Here is a 17,218-nt window from a genome sequence, read left to right on the forward strand (position 1 = left end):
GCCTACTTATTTCTTTTTACGCCGTTCATCAGCCAACCAATGAATTTCTCATCCTTGTTGAGTAAATGAATAGCCTCTTTGTCTTTTTCGCTGAACGAATTACCAGCCATAAAAGTGGCCACGTACCTTTCTGTGAACTGAATCCACTCTTTTACATCAGAAACACTATTTACCGCATCTAGGTATATAATGATTAAATCAAACTCGTTCTTTAAACCCTTAAAAATTTGCGCAACGCTAGAATTATCTTTGTTTTCTAACAGAGAAACACCATCTAAATCTTTATTTAAAAAGGTAATGAGGTTATTTTTTTGAAGGCTAAGCGTTTCTAAAACGGTTTTTAAAGATTGATTGGTCGGCACATTCCACTTCTGAATTTCTTCGGCTATTTCCGAATTTCCGATTAACAAGATCTGCTTGTCTAATCTTGCAAAAGCGTAGGCTAAACTTACCGTAGAAAACACCGTAAAATGTTCGGGATGCAATCGCGTTAAACCCAAAACTTTATGCTTTCCTTCAGTAAGTGATTTGTCAATTTCGAAGCGAACTTCACGCAGCAAATTCTTATAGGTAAGCATTTCCTTACTATGCTCAGCATTTTTCCAAATCTCATCAATATCTCTGTGATCAGGTTTGATGTAGTTAAGTTCACCTATCACTTTCCCTTTGGTAGCCGCAGCAAGCTGTTTCTTATTATTGATAGAACGATCTAAAACGTGAATGACAAACAGTACGCAAAAGCAAATTACAAAACTTGCAATGGCACTCAGCGCCATAAAAATTAACTTTTTAGAAGGTTCTGCCAACGATGGCACACCTTCCTGTTCTAATTGTAAACGAAGGCCAATATTTTTATCGAGGTTGTTCTGATTGTAACGGTTCAGCAAATCCAAATACTCTTTAGTGGCCACATCTGCATCACGCTCAAATTTTTGCACACCAGCATCATAAGGCACCATGGTAGAAAACTTTGCATTCAGCTTTGCTAATTCTCTGTCGATATCTTGGATGCTCGCTCTAGTTTTTTCCAAATCGATACGTAAACCAATTCTGCGCTGCACCAAAGTCTGCTTAGCAATTACAGGATCTGCCACATATTGGTCGTTCGTTTTTATCAGCTGTTCTGTAAGAAGTTGCTGTAGCGAGTCTACTTTTTTCTTATCTGCCGGATTAAAGCCACCATCCAAATACCTTTCATTTGCTGTTTGCAATTTGTTGCGCAAAGCGATGACCGCCTGATTATCGCTCGACAACTCTGCACCTAGGTATTTATCTAGCGATGTATTGTCGAGTGTACTATTTACATTGTTCAAAGCAGATTGCAGAGACTGCAAATCGATCAACGCTTGCGATTTCTTGTTCTCGTAATCAATAATTTGCTGATACACGATTTGAGATTGCTTATCGAGGTTAAGTACACCGTTGCTGATTTTGTACTCTTTAAGCTCTTGATTTTTCGCGTTCATTACCGCTTCTGCCTTTTTCACTAAAGAATCAAGCACCAGAATAGATTTATTTTTATTGCTGATGAGGTCTAAGCTGTAATTATTGATAAAATCGTTTGATAAGGTATTTACCACGAAAACAGACATGAAAGTGTTTCCGGAAGTAAACTCTACGGTAATGAAATCACTATTGTCTTCGTGACTAATTGATAATCTTTTACTAATGGTAGCGCCATCATAACCCATCGATTTAACCAGGTTATAATATTTTACATCTGCATAATTATCAAATGGCGTTAACACGAGTTTTTTTGCCAAACGTTCCTCAAACCCTTCAATTGCTCGTTGGCGTTGCGCTGCACTTAGCGCCTTCATATCATCACTTTGTGGCTGAAAAGGATCATTAGGATTGCGCAAATCATGTAATACCAACCTGTATGACAAAATGCTCATATTCTTTGGCATCGCCATGATATCCATGATGTTGGTAAACTGCTGGTTAATCTTGATGAGCAAATCTGGTCCAGAATAATTAGGCACTTCTGGGGCAACCTGCCTAGAAGGATCTAACAGACCAGTAGATAATTTAGCATAAGATTTATACTGCTTTGGAAGGTTTCTAACAGAAAGATAGGTAACAAAAAGCGTAATTATCGGGATAGCGACAATCAGCCATTTATACTTAGCAATCAGATGTAAAAACTCCTTTATATTCATATGCTACTTTACTTCCTCCAGTTTTTTTCCAATTAAGGCTTCTAACGAACTTTTTGCCCTTAGCATATTCAGTTCGGCAGTCAGTTTTTCAGAATTAGATTGTGATGTTAAAGATTTTGCTTTGCTATATACATCGAGAGAAACCTCGCCCTTTTCAAACTTATAACGCAGCCCATCGCTCGATGTTTTATTATCATAGTAGGCTTGGTTGCGCACTTTTAGATCGGCAAACCATTGTAGGTACTCAAAATATAGCTGCTTCACTTCAGTTTCGAGCAAAATATCATACTCTTTTGTTAGGTAGGCAGCAGAATTATACTCTTCCCTTGCTTGCTTAACTAATGATGGTGTACGGAAAAACATGCCCAAGTTTAAATTTACACCAAATTGAAATCCATTAATAGAATAAGGATTCATGGCATCTAAAATGGTTCCATTACCAGGGCGATAAAAATATGAAGCATTCAGCGCCTCTAAATAGCTTGCTTTAGCAATACCAATTTTCGCTTTTGAACTTAGTTCGCTCGCTTTATACATCTTCCTTTTAGGATAATATTCTTTAGCGAGGTCTATATATTTTTGAAGTAAGGGCGTGTTAATTTGGCTTATAATATCATCTTGCGCATTAACACTTATGTTAATCGCCAAAAGAAGCAATAAGATTGTCAGCCTTTTTAATATCATTGATTTCTCATTTATACCTTTTCTTTTTGGAAAAGCACAGGCACAGTCATAAAAATAATTTTCAAGTCTAACCAAACCGAAAACTTCTTATTGTAGAAGTTATCCAGTTTCTTTCGTTCACGATCAGACATATCACTTTTCCCTCTTTTAATAATTTGCCAAAGTCCGGTAATTCCGGCAGGGCCAAGAAACCTCATAGACCATTCATTGGTAGTTAACTGCTCTGCCTCATACAATGGCAAAGGCCTATTTCCTACAATAGACATATCGCCTTTAACTACGTTAAATAGTTGCGGAAGCTCATCTATACTCGAATTTCGTAAAAAATTACCCAGTTTGGTCACCCGAGGATCATCCTTCATTTTGAAAAACGCAGAATCGCCATATTGGTTTGCCGTAGTTGCTTTTAAAGCTTCAACTTCCTTATCGGCATTGGCACGCATCGATCTAAATTTATAGAAATCGAATATTTTATAACCGGTTCCTACACGCTTACTGGTGTAAAAAATAGGCCCTTTAGAATCTAGCTTAATTAAGATAGCGATGATTAAAAAGAATGGACTTAACAAAATAAGTGCGGTAACTGATATCCCTAAATCTAAGAAACGTTTTAAGAAGGGAGCTTTATATTGTTTTAATGGAGCTTCTGGTAAATTCTTTAACTGCTCGTTTAAAATTTTGTAGGCAGACAAGAATTGGATACGCAGTTTTACATCTGCAAAGGATATCGACGGAGAATAACAGTCTGCAACTCTAGCTTCGAAAGCTGCTGCTGTTGCCGCAGGATCCTTTTCGGTTAACAAGAAGATGACCACTAAGTTTCTACTCAACCAGTTTTTCCTGAGTGTTTCGACAAGTCCAAGCGCTTCGTTAATTTGGCCCGGCTGTACTTCCAATAAAACACTTACATCGAGCTCGTAAACCGACAATTTGCTTACAATTTCGTAAAGGTTAATAAAGCTATTCGCCTTTTTTGCAGTTCCGCCGTTTCCAAATGCAGCAACAATATCTGCATCGTATAAATTGGCATAGTATATCACATTAACTCTAGACTGCGGCATGCCAAATGAGCTGTTTTCTTGCATATCGGATGGGCTAGTTTAATAGGGTTTGAATACTCTCTTTTAACTTTGCAGGGTTAAAAGGCTTAGGCATTAATAAATTGAAATTATAAGGTAGTTTTTCAGCTAAGTCTTCTAAAGAATAAGCCGCCGAAAGCAAGATGATTGGGATATCTCGATAATAGCCGCTGGTTTTTAAACTACGTACAAAATCGAGCCCATCTACATAAGGCATTTCCAAATCTGATATGATCAAATCTGGCATATTTCCTTCATCCATCCAACTGATGGCTTCCAACCCATTATTATGAATAACCAACTCGTAATCTTTCTTAAGGATGAACTCCAAAAGTTTCAATACGGTTATCTCATCATCAACGAGTAAAATCAGTTTTTTGTCTTGGCCTATCCTCATACCTAGAAATGTGTTGCTTGGGCAAATTGCTACAACAATTAGTACGGAACTAATCTATTAATAAAAACTCAATTTTTACTCCTTTTTGTGATATTAGAGTACTTTTTACACTAAATAAGTTCAATTTGGCGTTTAATACTTTCTTCTAAAGAAATAAGCGTTTCTGTACGCTGGATACCTTTAACTGCCTGTATTTCTTCGTTTAACACATGACGTAGATGATCGGTGTCTCTACAAGTAATTTTAGCGAACATACTATAGGCTCCAGTGGTGTAATGCAATTCTACCACTTCTTTAATCTTACTCAATTGATCTACGGCATCCTTATATAAAGAACCCTTCTCTAAATAAATACCTAAAAAGGCAGTAATATCATAACCAGCTTTTCTTGGGTCGATAATTAAATGTGATCCTCTAATGATACCCATATCAGCCAATTTTTTCATTCTTACATGAACGGTTCCTCCAGAAACAATCAGTTCTTTGGCAATTTCTGTATATGGTTTAGTAGCATCGGCCATCAGCTGGGTAAGTATCTGAATGTCGAGGTTATCAATTTCTAAATTTTGAGTTTCCTTTTTAAGCATAAATTACATTTTTGTTAACTATTTATAAATATAAATGAAAATATAATAAAAATAAAATTAAATCATTAATAAATTTGCAATAAACTATTTAATTGTTCTATATTTGTTTCAAGCAAACGCCAGAGGGCATAAGCGATTTACAGTTACCAACAAATAATTTGCAGTATTGACAGCTGTCAATTGGAAACTGAAACTTGAAATAACAAACAAAATGTAGGGTGGTGAAATTGGCAGACACACCTCCTTGTCTCGGTGGTAGAGGAAATGGGAAATCCGGCAACGGTACAACCACTCTATGAAGGTTCGACTCCTTCCCCTACAGCAGTGAACAGTTCTCGGTAAACAGTTTGCAGTTTTAACTGCCAATTGGAAACTGAAAACTGTAAAACTAAACAAAATGTTGGGTGGTGAAATTGGCAGACACACCTCCTTGTCTCGGTGGTGGGGATCATGGGACAAACGCAGTTTATGGGTTGACCACAAATTAATTTTTGAACTGTAGCTAACTACCCCTTGAAGGTTCGACTCCTTCCCCAACAGCCATTTTTATAAATAATAAGTTAGTTAAGGAAGCGGTTCTGGATTGAATCGCTTTTTTTATTTTCATTATTTTTTCAAAGACCAAACTTTGCATTTCATTATTTCTCGAAGTGAGCACTTACGAACGCAGGTTCAAATGTACGAAATAATCATTTATATATTTTTTTGATTAATTAGCTATCAATATTTCAAAACATCCTTGAGTGAAAAATAAATCTAATAAAAAAGGCGAGTGATAAACACCCGCCTTTAACTTGATTTTTTCAATGTTGGCGAGGACGCCAACATCGGCAATGGAAGCACACGTTGACGTCCCCGCCAACGTGCAACAATTACTTAATTGTATATTTATCGCTAAACTTCTTATCCAATTGCTTGTGTAAGTTATCTAGGTTGATATCTCTACCTTGAATAAAAGCTTTTTCGATTTTATTGGTTTTCATATCCAACGCATCGCCAGTAGAAACGAAGAATGTAGCATCTTTGCCTACCTCTAAACTTCCAGTAGTTTTATCAATACCTAAAATTTTAGCGGTATTTAAGGTAATGGTCTGCAAAGCTTTTTCTTTATCTAAGCCCCAAGTTGCTACCGTACCTGCCATAAAAGGTAAGTTACGTTGCTGCCAAAAATCGTTGATACTTACCGCTACAGTAACGCCAGCATTAAATAAAATTGCTGTGTTTTTGTATGGCATATTCACATCATCGTCTATATTACCGGGCAAAGAGTGCGGCTGATTTACAATTACAGGAACATTGTTTTGCTTTAAGAAATCAGTAACTAAATAAGCATCGCTACCACCAATAATTATTGGAGTGATGTTGAATTTCTTCGCAAAATTTACCGCAGCAACAATATCCTTTTGAGTATTTGCGCTGATGTAAAGCTTCTGCTCGCCTTTGAAAAGTTTCGCCATTGCTGCCATACGAGTATTCGTTTCAGCAGGTTTAGCACCTTCATTGTACGCTTTTGCCTCTGCGAAGAAACTGTTCAATTCTGCAATTGCAGCTTGCGTACGCTCAGCCATTGCTTCCGCAGAAAAACCAGGTCTTGCAAAACCTCTGAAACGAGGTGTAGCCGGCCAGTTCACGTGCATACCATCATCGGTTTTTATGGCAGCATCTTCCCAGTTCCAAGCATCTAACTGAACAATAGAAGAACTACCAGAAACAGCACCACCGCTTGGTCTAATCTGCGCCATTAAAACGCCATTACTACGTAAAGTTGCTGGCACCTTAGAGTCAGTATTGTAAGCTACTAACGACCTGATATGCGGATTTAAATTTCCAATCTCTTGAAAATCTAAAGTTGCTTTGATTGACTCGTACTCTACCAAACCCAAAGTATTTACCGGAGCGATAAAGCCAGGATAAACGTGCTTTCCATTGGCATCAATCACATCAGCATCTGTAAGCGCCAATTTTACAACAGTTGCATCGCCAACGCCAGTAATTTTGCCTTTCTCAAAAGTCATGTAGCCATTTTGGATAACTTGTCCGTTACCGACATGGATGACAGCACCCATCAAAATCGCTTTTTTGGATTGTACTTTGGCCGGAGAAATATTGGCCTGCCCAAATGCAGATGCACTTGCCGCAAGCGCTAAAAACAAGGTTAAAATTTTCTTATTCATGGTGATGTCCTCCTTCTTCTGAATGAATTGCTTCGAAACCGTTTGAGAAATCGCTCGCAGTTTCGCAATTGTATAATGTAGAAGTATTACCCATTGGACGCTGAGTTCTTCCTCCCTTATTTTTACTATCTAACATTTTTTGAACTAGTCTAGCTCTTTCAACTTGTTGTTGTTTCAATTTTTGAGCATCTTTTTCGATATCCCAATATAAAACACCATCTACGAAAGTCATTTCTGCTTTTGCATAAATTGACAGTGGATTATCAGACCAAACTACTACGTCGGCATCTTTACCAGCTTTTAAACTTCCCACTTTGTTATCGATGTGAAGCATTTTAGCCGGGTTTAAGGTTACGAATTTGAAAGCATCTTCTTCCGAAACACCACCATACAATACCGCTTTACCAGCTTCCTGATTTAAACGACGAGCCATCTCAGCATCATCAGAGTTAAATGCAGTGGTGATACCCACATTGTGCATAATTTTTCCGTTGTAAGGAATTGCTTCCGCTACCTCAAATTTATAAGCCCACCAATCTGAGAAAGTTGATGCTGCAATACCATGAGCTTTCATTTTATCAGCCACTTTATAACCTTCTAAAATGTGCGTAAAAGTGTTGATTTTGAAGCCCAAACTATCAGCAACATGAATTAACATGTTAATTTCTGACTGTACATAAGAGTGACAAGTGATGAAACGTTTGTTGTTAAGAATTTCTACCAAAGCATCTAATTCTAAATCTCTACGTACATTATTGCCTTTTACTTTTAAAGCAGTTTCGTAATCTTTAGCACGAGTAAAAGCATCAACAAATGTTTGCTCTACACCCATACGAGTTACCGGAAAACGCTGACCAGAACCGAAGTTACTTTGTTTCACGTTCTCTCCTAAAGCGAATTTAATGAAACCATCAGCGCCAGCAAATTTCAACTCTTCAGGTAATTTACCCCAACGTAATTTAATTAATTGAGATTGACCACCGATTGGATTTGCCGAACCGTGTAGAATTTGCGAAGTAGTAACACCACCCGCCAACTGGCGATAAATATTGACATCTTCAGAGTTGATGATGTCGCCAATGCGAACTTCAGAAGAAACAGATTGTGCGCCTTCGTTGATACCACCTGTACCCGCAATATGCGAGTGCTCATCGATAATACCTGTAGTTACGTGTTTGCCAGTAGCATCAATTACTTTTGCCGAACCCGCAGCTAAGTTTTTGCCTACTGCTTTAATTTTTCCACCTTCTAAAAGTACATCTGCATTTTGCAGGATGCCTTCTTTTTCGTTAGTCCAGACCGTTGCATTTTTTAGCAATACGCTTTCTGCTTGTGGCTGTACTTCGTTACCAAAAGATTGGAACGGATAAACTAAAGGTGCATTTGCTGCCAAAGCAGGTTTTTGTTCGTCGCGTTTTGGAGCTTCCTTTCCAGCTTCTTTGAAAGTTGCTGTCCATTTGCCTTCCGAACCATCACTTAATGCAGATTCGCCTTTCATAGCAATTGGTGCTTCCGAAGAAATGTATCCTGTTAAGCGAACATCACCTTTTGGATTTTTCTTTAAGTTGAAGCTCAAAGTAATCCAATCGCCGTTGCGACCTAAAGTTGCTGTAGTTTTAACGCTGTCAGCACCAGTTCTTTCAATTGAAGCTGCAGTAGGTCCAGTGATTTTTAAAGTTAGCGAACCAACGCCATCAACGTTCAAATTGTAAACACCTTTCAAGTCGCTTACGTCCATTTTGTTTACTACGTAACGTTTGCCTTGCACCCAGTTTTCGTGGATGATATTAGTGCTTTTGAATAAATTATCTGACGTAATTAAGAAGTTAGCTAATTTACCTTTCTCCAAAGAACCTACCTTATCGCTAATGCCCAACATTTTCGCGGGGGTTTCAGTCACTGCCAATAATGCTTGTTTCTCGGTCAATCCACTTTCTATCGCGGTGCGGATATTTGCCCAAAACTCACGAGTGTTATCTAAACCAAAAGAAGTTAAAGCGAAGTTAATTCCAGCTTTTTCTAAAATCCCAGGATTTGACGACGCCATTTCCCAAGCTTTCATTTGCGCCAAAGTAACGTTTCTAGCTTCTGCTGGGTCTTCCACATCATAAGCTTTCGGATAAGCGATTGGAATAATCAGACTAGCGCCAGTTGCTTTAACCGCATCTATACGTTGGTATTCATCGCCATTAGATTTGATGATGAATTGCTTGCCAAACTCTTTTCCAATTTTATCGGCACGAAGAATGTTTTGCCATCCATCAGCTTCAAAGATTTGGGGTAAGTTTTGTTGCTTATTAAATTCATCCAACGAGATGTTGTATTCTTCTTTTTGACCTTTATACCAAGCTGCATCTAAATAAGTTTGGCGCAATAAAGCGATAGAACCCATTAAAGAGGTTGGATAATCGTTAGTAGAACTTCCTTTGCTGAACGAATAATTTGCCGCAGTTTGGTCTTTCAAAATTACCTTGTGCTCAAATTCATCGTTCAAAGTAACCGCAGCCGAAGTACCACGAGCAATACCATCACGGTTAATTACATTCACACTACCGAAACCAGCCTTACGTAAATCGTCCGCTTTTTTAGTATCGATAGAAAAGATAGTTCTTACTTCTGTTTCTGGGCGAATAGCTGCGTTCCAATTGTAAGGTCCTTTTTTCTGTGAAGTGAAGATAGATTGACGCTGTCCGCCGAAGCCGCCACGTTGTGCAGCACTGGCATCTACAGGAACTCCGTAGCTTGTAAAAGCATCAATCAATGAAGGATAGATGTATTTTCCTTTGAGGTCAATGACTACATATCCTTTTGGAATTGACGTACCAGTACCCACAGATTGGATGACCTGGTTTTTGATTAGCAACACGCCATTGCTAATAGTTTGGTTAGCGTTTACCACAATAGTTGCATTGGTAAAGGCATATTGCCCCGACCGCACATCATAAGAACCATTTACTGGATAAGTTTGTTGCGCAAATGCAAATACAGTAGAAAATACCAACGCTAACGCTAGTAAAATTTTCTTCATGTTAGTTAAAGTTTAGAATTATTGCTTAAAGCTATTTATAAATTAGGAGCAATTACAAGATTAACTTACTTTTTACAATAAAGCCATCCCCTATTCTGGGATGGCTTTGAGTTTATATTGTTTAAAAGAGTTAATGAAATATCTCTATCTGTTACTTGCTGAAATTTTTACCTTCGAAAATATGGAGATAGTAAATACCACAGTTTGTTCAATTAACTAAAATACCAACTTCTTTTATTCGAATGTTTAAAATATCAAAGGTTATTGGAGTTTGTACTTCACATTGTTGTTTGACAGGACTTGTATCTAAGTAAAAGTGAAACGAGTAGGTTTTTCCAATGTTTTTATAAGCGTCCGCGAGATTATATGTTTTTACAACATTTACGTACTTTATATTGTTATAGGTAATTTCATTTCCGAAAGTTCTACCCCCAGCACTAGGTTTAGTTAATTGTATCAACCATGCATTTTTTGATGGATCATTTGAGCAGTTTTCCTGTCCAATAACGATACCTGGAGCGAGTTCAAAATCTATTTTAAATGGTAATTTTGGCTTGCAGCCACCTAATGTAATTAGTATAGCTCCTAGTGCAATTAGCTTTTTCATAGTATTCGTTTTGTAAAGGTATCAAACATAAAAATGTATATAAAAAGTTAATATAACGATGTGTTTGGATTATTCTTTTGTTAAGTGCGTTTTTTAGGATTATTATCAGTTGAGGAGAAGGGAAGTAAAAAAATAGTCAAGTAATGGATGCAAAGCTGTAAATTAAAACGATTATAAATTACGCCCTAAATTTACGCTTAACACAATCGCTCAATTAAATTCCTATTTTTGAAAAAATAAAAAGACAAAACATGAACTTATACAATATCTTAAAAAGTGCGCACTCAGGATGGCGTTATTTAGTATTAATTTTATTAGTAGTTGCAATTATCCAAGCATTAGCTGGCTGGTTAGGCAAAAAAGGATATACAGAAGGTAATAGAAAGCTGAATGTTTTCACTTTAATTAGTGCGCATATTCAGTTGTTAATTGGTTTAGTTTTGTATTTCTTAAGTCCGTTTACTAAAGGGCCAACTAGTGAAGCTGTATATCGTTACTGGAAAATGGAACACATTGCGATTATGATTGTAGCCGTAGTGTTAATTACTGTTGGAAATTCGAAATCTAAAAAGATTGCTGATGCAGTTGCAAAACATAAAGCTATTGCTATTTTCTTCGGTATTGCATTAATTTTAATTATTGGATCAATCTTTATGATGGTAAAAAATGATCCATCAAGAACATTATTCGGCATATCTTAATTGAATATTTCATAATATTTTTAGGTTTGGCAGAGAAAATTTTCTAAAATATTTTGATTATTTAACATTTTCTATAAATTTGCTTTACAATGATTAACAAAACAAACACTTGGCACTGGCGAACTAACTCGAAAGAAAGTTTCGTCAATGGCTCGTGCAAGAAATAGTTTATCAACTTAAACCTAAACTTAAACCACATTCAAACCCGACGGAACCACACGTCGGGTTTTTTATTTTATAAAAAAATGAACACTTACAAAATACATACTTACAGCAAGAAAAGGTTAGCAGACACCACCACGCCTGTTAGCATTTATCTGCGTTTGAGAGATGTTTTTACCAATACCATATTATTGGAAAGTTCCGATTATCATAGTCGTGAAAATGCCACGAGTTATGTGTGTGCTGAGCCTGTAGCGGGAATTATCCTTAAAAATGGCGAGTTGAACATCAATTATCCAGATGGGAAAACCGAAGTAAAAAAAGACTTCGATCTATCAGAAGAAATTACTGTTTTTAAAGGAAAATTCGAACGCGTTTCTTCTCCAGATTCGAAGCACATCTCTAGTGGTCTATTTGGATACTTCACTTGGAATACCGTACAATATTTCGAGGATATCAAGTTTTCTTCGGCTACTCCGGATGAAGATAAAATTCCAGAAATGCAGTACCATATTTACAGGTACATCATTGCTATCGACCACTTTAAAAATGAAATCACTCTGTTTAAAAATACTTTTAACGAAGATGAAAGTGATGATTTGAGCAAGATGGAATATATTATCCAGAACAAAAACTTCCCAGAGTATGGTTTTAGTACCAACGGCGAAGAAAGCTCAAACTTAACCGATCAAGATTTTATTGATGTGGTAGAGAAGCTGAAAAAGCATATTTACCGTGGCGATGTTTTCCAAATTGTTCCATCAAGAGCGTTTACACAAGGATTTTTAGGCGATGAGTTTAACGTTTACCGCTGTTTACGTTCTATCAATCCATCGCCGTATTTATTCTATTTCGATTATGGCAGTTTCAAACTTTTTGGTTCATCGCCCGAAGCACAGATTACCATTAAAAACGAAACGGCAAATATCTTTCCAATAGCAGGAACTTTTAAACGTAGCGGCAACGACGAAGAGGATGCAAAAATTGCAAAAGCTCTAGAAAACGACCCCAAAGAAAGTGCAGAACACGTAATGTTGGTTGATTTAGCAAGGAACGATTTAAGTCGCCATTGCAAGCAAGTTGAGGTAAAATCTTTTAAGGAAGTACAATATTACTCGCATTTGATCCACTTGGTTTCTAAAGTAAGCGGACAACTGCAAGATAAGGGAAGCTCGTTTAAAGTGGTTGCAGATACTTATCCTGCCGGAACTTTAAGTGGTGCGCCAAAATACAGAGCCATGCAATTGATTGACGAAAATGAGAACCTTGGTCGTAATTTTTACGCAGGTGCAATTGGCTACATGGGTTTCAATGATGATTTTAACCATGCGATTATGATCAGGACTTTTATGAGCAAGAATAACAAGCTTCATTACAGAGCTGGTGCTGGTATTGTGGCTGATTCTGTTGCCGAAACAGAGTTAAACGAAGTAAATAATAAGATTGCGGCTTTGCGTAAGGCAATTGAAATGGCTGTTGAAATTTAGACTAACCACAAAGGCGCAAAGTACACAAAGAAAAACTTAGAGTTTTTGGTGTCTTGGTGGTAAATTAATAATATGAATAACAAAATTATTTCCCCATTGGGGGACAAGAGCGTAGTGCTAGTAATAGACAACTACGATAGTTTTACCTATAATTTGGTGCATTTAATTAACGAATTAGGCTATGATACCGAAGTTTGGAGAAACGATAAATTTGAACTGGAGGATGTAGCCAAATACGATAAGATCTTACTTTCTCCAGGACCGGGAATACCAGAAGAAGCGGGTTTGTTATTGGAGGTGATTAAAACTTACGCCCCGACAAAAAGTATCATGGGGGTTTGTTTAGGTCAGCAGGCTATTGCAGAAGCTTTTGGTGGAAGTTTGCTGAATTTAGGTAGACCAATGCACGGCATTGCTACACCAGTAACCAAAACCGTTGAAAACGAATTGCTTTTCAGAGATGTAGCAGCTCCGTTTGAAGTTGGTCGTTACCACAGTTGGGTGGTTGATCCTGCGAATTTACCAGAGAGCTTGACCGTTACTTCGGTAGATGCAGACGGACAAATCATGTCGGTTAGGCATAAGGAACTGGATGTTTGTGGCGTGCAGTTCCATCCAGAGAGTGTATTGACACCTGAAGGAAAGCAAATGATGAAAAATTGGTTAACTCTTTAACTTTACCGTCATTCCGAGGAACGAGGAATCTGTTAAATAGATTGCTTCGTCATTCTTCCTCGCAATGACGACTACTTATATATGAACATACTTGACAAAATCGTTCTACGAAAAAAAGAAGAAGTTGCATTTGCTAAGCAGCAAGTAAGCGTAAAAGACTTAGAAAGTAATCCAACTTTTCGTAGAACACCCTATCGTTTTAAGGATTTCCTTTTAGCCGATGATAGAACTGGTATTATCGCCGAGTTCAAAAAGCAATCGCCTTCTAAAGGTATAATTAATGGCAATGCCGATGTAAAAGCAATCACACAAGCCTACAATGCGGCTGGTGCTTCGGCACTTTCTGTACTTACTGATACTGACTTTTTTGGTGGCAAGAAAGAAGATTTATTACAAGCCCGCAGCGTAAATGAAATTCCAATCTTAAGGAAGGATTTTATGATTGACGAATATCAAATCTTAGAAGCTAAGGCTTGGGGAGCTGATATCATTCTATTAATTGCAGCCATTTTAACACCTCAGCAAATTGTTGATTATGGAAAGTTTGCACAAAGCTTAGGTCTAAATGTATTGCTGGAAGTTCATGATTTAGCAGAGCTGGAAAGAAGCATTTGTCCGCATTTGGATGCCATTGGCGTAAACAACCGCAACTTGGGAGATTTTACAGTTAACATCCAAACTTCATTCGATTTAGTGGATAGAATTCCTAATGAGTTTTTGAAGATCTCGGAAAGTGCCATTAGCAATCCGCAGACAATTAAAGATTTGAAGCAAGTTGGTTTTCAAGGTTTTTTAATTGGGGAAAACTTTATGAAAACGGAGAACCCAGGCTTGGCGATGAAGGAGTTTGTTGGGGAGTTGTAGGTTAGATTTTAGAAAGACTTACGAAGCTTTAGAAACTTCGTAAGTCTCAAGTATAATTCGTCATTGCGAGGCACGAAGCAATCTTACAACATTAGTAATTATTCCCTTTAAGATTGCTTCGTGCCTCGCAATGACGGTAGGGATAATAATAGCGCCAGAGGCTGATGACTACTCCCTAAGTCCTAGTTCCTAACTACTAATACCTAATTAACTATCAAACGAAACACATTCCTTCAACTGCTTTTCTGTGTAAGCTAACTTATACTGCTTCAACACATCATCAGGTACACCATTCCATTGGTTTGGAGCATTACCAGCATAACCAATATCGGCTACGCCAATTTCTGAAGTATAAAAACCAGAAGCTACCAAATTGCGCAATCGGTTAAAAAATGCTACGCCTTGGCTCATTTCTTTTGGGGCCTTGTTTGGGTAAGCAATTAAATCTACCAACTCAATCTGCTGTTTCTCGCTGCATTCGCGAAAAGGTTTCCCAAAGCGATTTAAACATTGCATATCCACCCAACGCAAACCGCCCCGCATCGGAATTTGATGGTAAGGCATATCCTTTACAATAAACTCTATAAAGTCTGGAACTTTGGCTTCAGAAGCACTTCCACTTACTTCATCTTTTGGGATTATAATATCCGACAGAATAGTAATGGTAGCCATTTCTTCTTTGCTGAAAAACTTACCTTGAGCCAGTAGTTCCTTTTCTCTTTCAATCTCTTCTTTAGCTCGGTCGTAGGTAAATTCTGGATCGCCAGTCACTACTTCCTTTTTTTCTTCGCTAGGTTTACAGCCACTTACTATAGCAGTAGCAGAAATGGCGCCAACGCCCAACATTTTTAAGGTTTCTCTTCTGTTCATGCTTATAAGTTTTGTTTTTTCATTTCCGAAATAATGTATTCACTAGCTCTCATAGAAAGCGCTAAAATGGTCCAAGTGATGTTTTTGTCTGCCTGTGATGTAAAGGCTGCCCCATCTACCACAAACAAATTCTTACAGTCGTGTGCTTGGTTATATTTATTTAAAGCTGATGTTTTCGGATCGTTCCCCATACGTGCCGTACCTGCTTCGTGAATGATTTTACCTGGAGATTCTAAACCATAATTGTTCTCCTTGTTATAATCGCCACCCCAAGTTACAATTGCACCCATGTTATGCATCATTTCATCGAAAGTCTCCTTCATGTGCTTGGCCTGCAAAATCTCGTGCTCACTCCATTTCACATTGAATTTTAACACCGGAATACCAAATTTATCAACTACGCTTTGATCGATTTCGCAACGATTATCGTACACAGGAATAGCTTCGCCTCTACCTGCCATGCCCACACTTGCACCATAGAAATAACGGTAATCTTCCTTCAACGACTTGCCATAACCTCCTGCTTCTTTCTGTTCACCTCGAACGGCAAATTTCCCATTCATCCCCTCAATTCCACCGCCAAAACCATAAGCTGGCTGGCTCATTCCGCCCCAATATTCGATATGGTAACCACGTGGAAAATCTAGTTTTTTATTGTCTAACCACCAAGGCGAGTAAATGTGCATGCCACCTACGCCATCTTCGTTGTAACGTTTTCTATCAAATAATTGAGGAAGCACACCACCTAAAGCCGCACCAGTAGAATCGTGTAAATAACGACCAACAACATCGCTACTATTCGCTAAGCCATTTGGATGACGCTTCGATTTCGAATTGAGCAACAGACGCGATGATTCGCAAGCACTAGCCGCTAAAATTACTGTACGTCCGGTTACTTGGTATTCCATCATATCATCTTTGTTGATGTACGAAACTCCAGTTGCCAAGCCTTCTGCATTAGTCAAAACTTCCCTAGCCATGGCATTAGGAATTACATCAACATTACCGGTTTCTATAGCTGGATAAATGAGTACGTTGGTAGAAGAAAAATCGGCTTTTGCCATGCTACAGTTTCTGTTACACTGCCCACAAAAAAAGCAAACCCCTCTATCATCGTTTAATTTTTGGGTAAGGATAGATAACCTTGATGGAATGACCTTAACGCCAGACACCGCAGCACCTTTTTGAATAAAAAGTTCGTGCAAACGTGGTTTTGGTGGCTTCAAGAAGAAACCATCGGGATGATCTTCCAAACCTTCATTGGTACCGAAAATACCAATCAGTTTGTCTACCCTATCGTAAAATGGTTTGATATCATCGTAGCTGATAGGCCAATCTTCGCCTAAACCATCTATACTTCTTCTTTTGAAATCTTTTGGACCGAAACGCAGTGAAATACGTCCCCAGTGATTGGTTCTACCACCCAACATACGGGCACGCCACCAATCCCATTCGGTACCGGCTTCTTTCGTATATGGCTCACCTTCTACATCCCAACCGTAGTAACAGGCATCAAAATCGCCAAAAGGACGAAATTTTGTGCTTGCTCCCCTACGCGGTGATTCCCAAGGATTTTTTAACTGCGTAATGTTCTTTTGCGGGTCATACATGGCTCCAGCTTCTAAAAGACACACTTTTAGTCCAGCTTTGGCAAGCGTATAAGCCGCCATACCGCCACCAGCGCCCGAACCTACAATTACCGCATCATAATGTTTGCTTTGTTTTTTAATCTGCATCTCGG

The 17,218-nt window shown here is 38.1% G+C and carries 14 protein-coding genes and 2 tRNA genes; 6 read left to right on the forward strand and 10 right to left on the reverse strand.

Annotated features, from left to right (window positions below):
* Positions 1–2 precede the first annotated feature (2 nt).
* The 5 genes from AC23ME_RS00750 to AC23ME_RS00770 form a co-directional block, all read right to left on the reverse strand.
* Positions 3–2,162, reverse strand: coding sequence for a GumC family protein (locus tag AC23ME_RS00750; protein ID WP_487725840.1), 2,160 nt, complete (start codon positions 2,160–2,162; stop codon positions 3–5).
* 3 nt (positions 2,163–2,165) lie between these two features.
* Positions 2,166–2,846 (reverse strand): TolC family protein, encoded by a 681-nt coding sequence (locus AC23ME_RS00755; RefSeq protein ID WP_487725841.1) that lies wholly within the window; start codon positions 2,844–2,846, stop codon positions 2,166–2,168.
* A gap of 11 nt (positions 2,847–2,857) precedes the next feature.
* The gene (locus AC23ME_RS00760; protein ID WP_487725842.1) at positions 2,858–3,931 is read right to left on the reverse strand and encodes a sugar transferase; all 1,074 of its coding nucleotides are present in this window, start codon (positions 3,929–3,931) and stop codon (positions 2,858–2,860) included.
* Between the two features lie 10 nt (positions 3,932–3,941).
* Positions 3,942–4,322 (reverse strand): response regulator, encoded by a 381-nt coding sequence (locus AC23ME_RS00765; protein WP_487725843.1) that lies wholly within the window; start codon positions 4,320–4,322, stop codon positions 3,942–3,944.
* A gap of 110 nt (positions 4,323–4,432) precedes the next feature.
* On the reverse strand, positions 4,433–4,909 hold the full coding sequence (locus tag AC23ME_RS00770; protein WP_487725844.1) for an Lrp/AsnC ligand binding domain-containing protein: 477 nt from the start codon (positions 4,907–4,909) through the stop codon (positions 4,433–4,435).
* Between the two features lie 212 nt (positions 4,910–5,121).
* On the opposite strand from AC23ME_RS00770, the gene AC23ME_RS00775 reads away from it, so the two are divergent.
* Positions 5,122–5,231 (forward strand) — tRNA-Asp (locus tag AC23ME_RS00775).
* A gap of 76 nt (positions 5,232–5,307) precedes the next feature.
* A tRNA-Asp gene (locus AC23ME_RS00780) sits at positions 5,308–5,452 on the forward strand.
* Between the two features lie 329 nt (positions 5,453–5,781).
* On the opposite strand, the gene AC23ME_RS00785 is transcribed toward AC23ME_RS00780, so the two are convergent.
* The 3 genes from AC23ME_RS00785 to AC23ME_RS00795 form a co-directional block, all read right to left on the reverse strand.
* Positions 5,782–7,083: an amidohydrolase family protein gene (locus AC23ME_RS00785; protein WP_487725845.1), complete on the reverse strand. Its 1,302-nt coding sequence runs from the start codon at positions 7,081–7,083 to the stop codon at positions 5,782–5,784.
* Positions 7,076–10,111, reverse strand: a complete 3,036-nt coding sequence (locus AC23ME_RS00790) for an amidohydrolase family protein (protein WP_487725846.1) — start codon at positions 10,109–10,111, stop codon at positions 7,076–7,078. Before AC23ME_RS00790 ends, AC23ME_RS00785 begins: the two co-directional genes overlap by 8 nt.
* Before the next feature lie 208 nt (positions 10,112–10,319).
* Entirely contained in the window at positions 10,320–10,718 is a 399-nt protein-coding gene (locus AC23ME_RS00795; protein WP_487725847.1) for a hypothetical protein, read from the reverse strand.
* Between the two features lie 251 nt (positions 10,719–10,969).
* On the opposite strand from AC23ME_RS00795, the gene AC23ME_RS00800 reads away from it, so the two are divergent.
* From AC23ME_RS00800 to trpC, 4 genes are all read left to right on the forward strand, one after another.
* Positions 10,970–11,419, forward strand: coding sequence for a cytochrome B (locus tag AC23ME_RS00800; RefSeq protein ID WP_487725848.1), 450 nt, complete (start codon positions 10,970–10,972; stop codon positions 11,417–11,419).
* Positions 11,420–11,664: 245 nt separating this feature from the next.
* Positions 11,665–13,068, forward strand: a complete 1,404-nt coding sequence (locus AC23ME_RS00805) for an anthranilate synthase component I family protein (protein WP_487725849.1) — start codon at positions 11,665–11,667, stop codon at positions 13,066–13,068.
* A gap of 72 nt (positions 13,069–13,140) precedes the next feature.
* Entirely contained in the window at positions 13,141–13,743 is a 603-nt protein-coding gene (locus AC23ME_RS00810; protein WP_487725850.1) for an anthranilate synthase component II, read from the forward strand.
* 81 nt (positions 13,744–13,824) lie between these two features.
* Positions 13,825–14,607 carry an indole-3-glycerol phosphate synthase TrpC gene (trpC, locus tag AC23ME_RS00815; RefSeq protein ID WP_487725851.1) on the forward strand — a complete coding sequence of 261 codons (783 nt, stop codon included), beginning with the start codon at positions 13,825–13,827 and terminating at the stop codon, positions 14,605–14,607.
* Positions 14,608–14,814: 207 nt separating this feature from the next.
* On the opposite strand, the gene AC23ME_RS00820 is transcribed toward trpC, so the two are convergent.
* The gene (locus AC23ME_RS00820; RefSeq protein WP_487725852.1) at positions 14,815–15,477 is read right to left on the reverse strand and encodes a gluconate 2-dehydrogenase subunit 3 family protein; all 663 of its coding nucleotides are present in this window, start codon (positions 15,475–15,477) and stop codon (positions 14,815–14,817) included.
* A gap of 2 nt (positions 15,478–15,479) precedes the next feature.
* Positions 15,480–17,213 (reverse strand): GMC oxidoreductase, encoded by a 1,734-nt coding sequence (locus tag AC23ME_RS00825; protein ID WP_487725853.1) that lies wholly within the window; start codon positions 17,211–17,213, stop codon positions 15,480–15,482.
* Positions 17,214–17,218 lie beyond the last annotated feature (5 nt).

It is taken from the genome of Pedobacter sp. T50_32 (assembly GCF_057652195.1).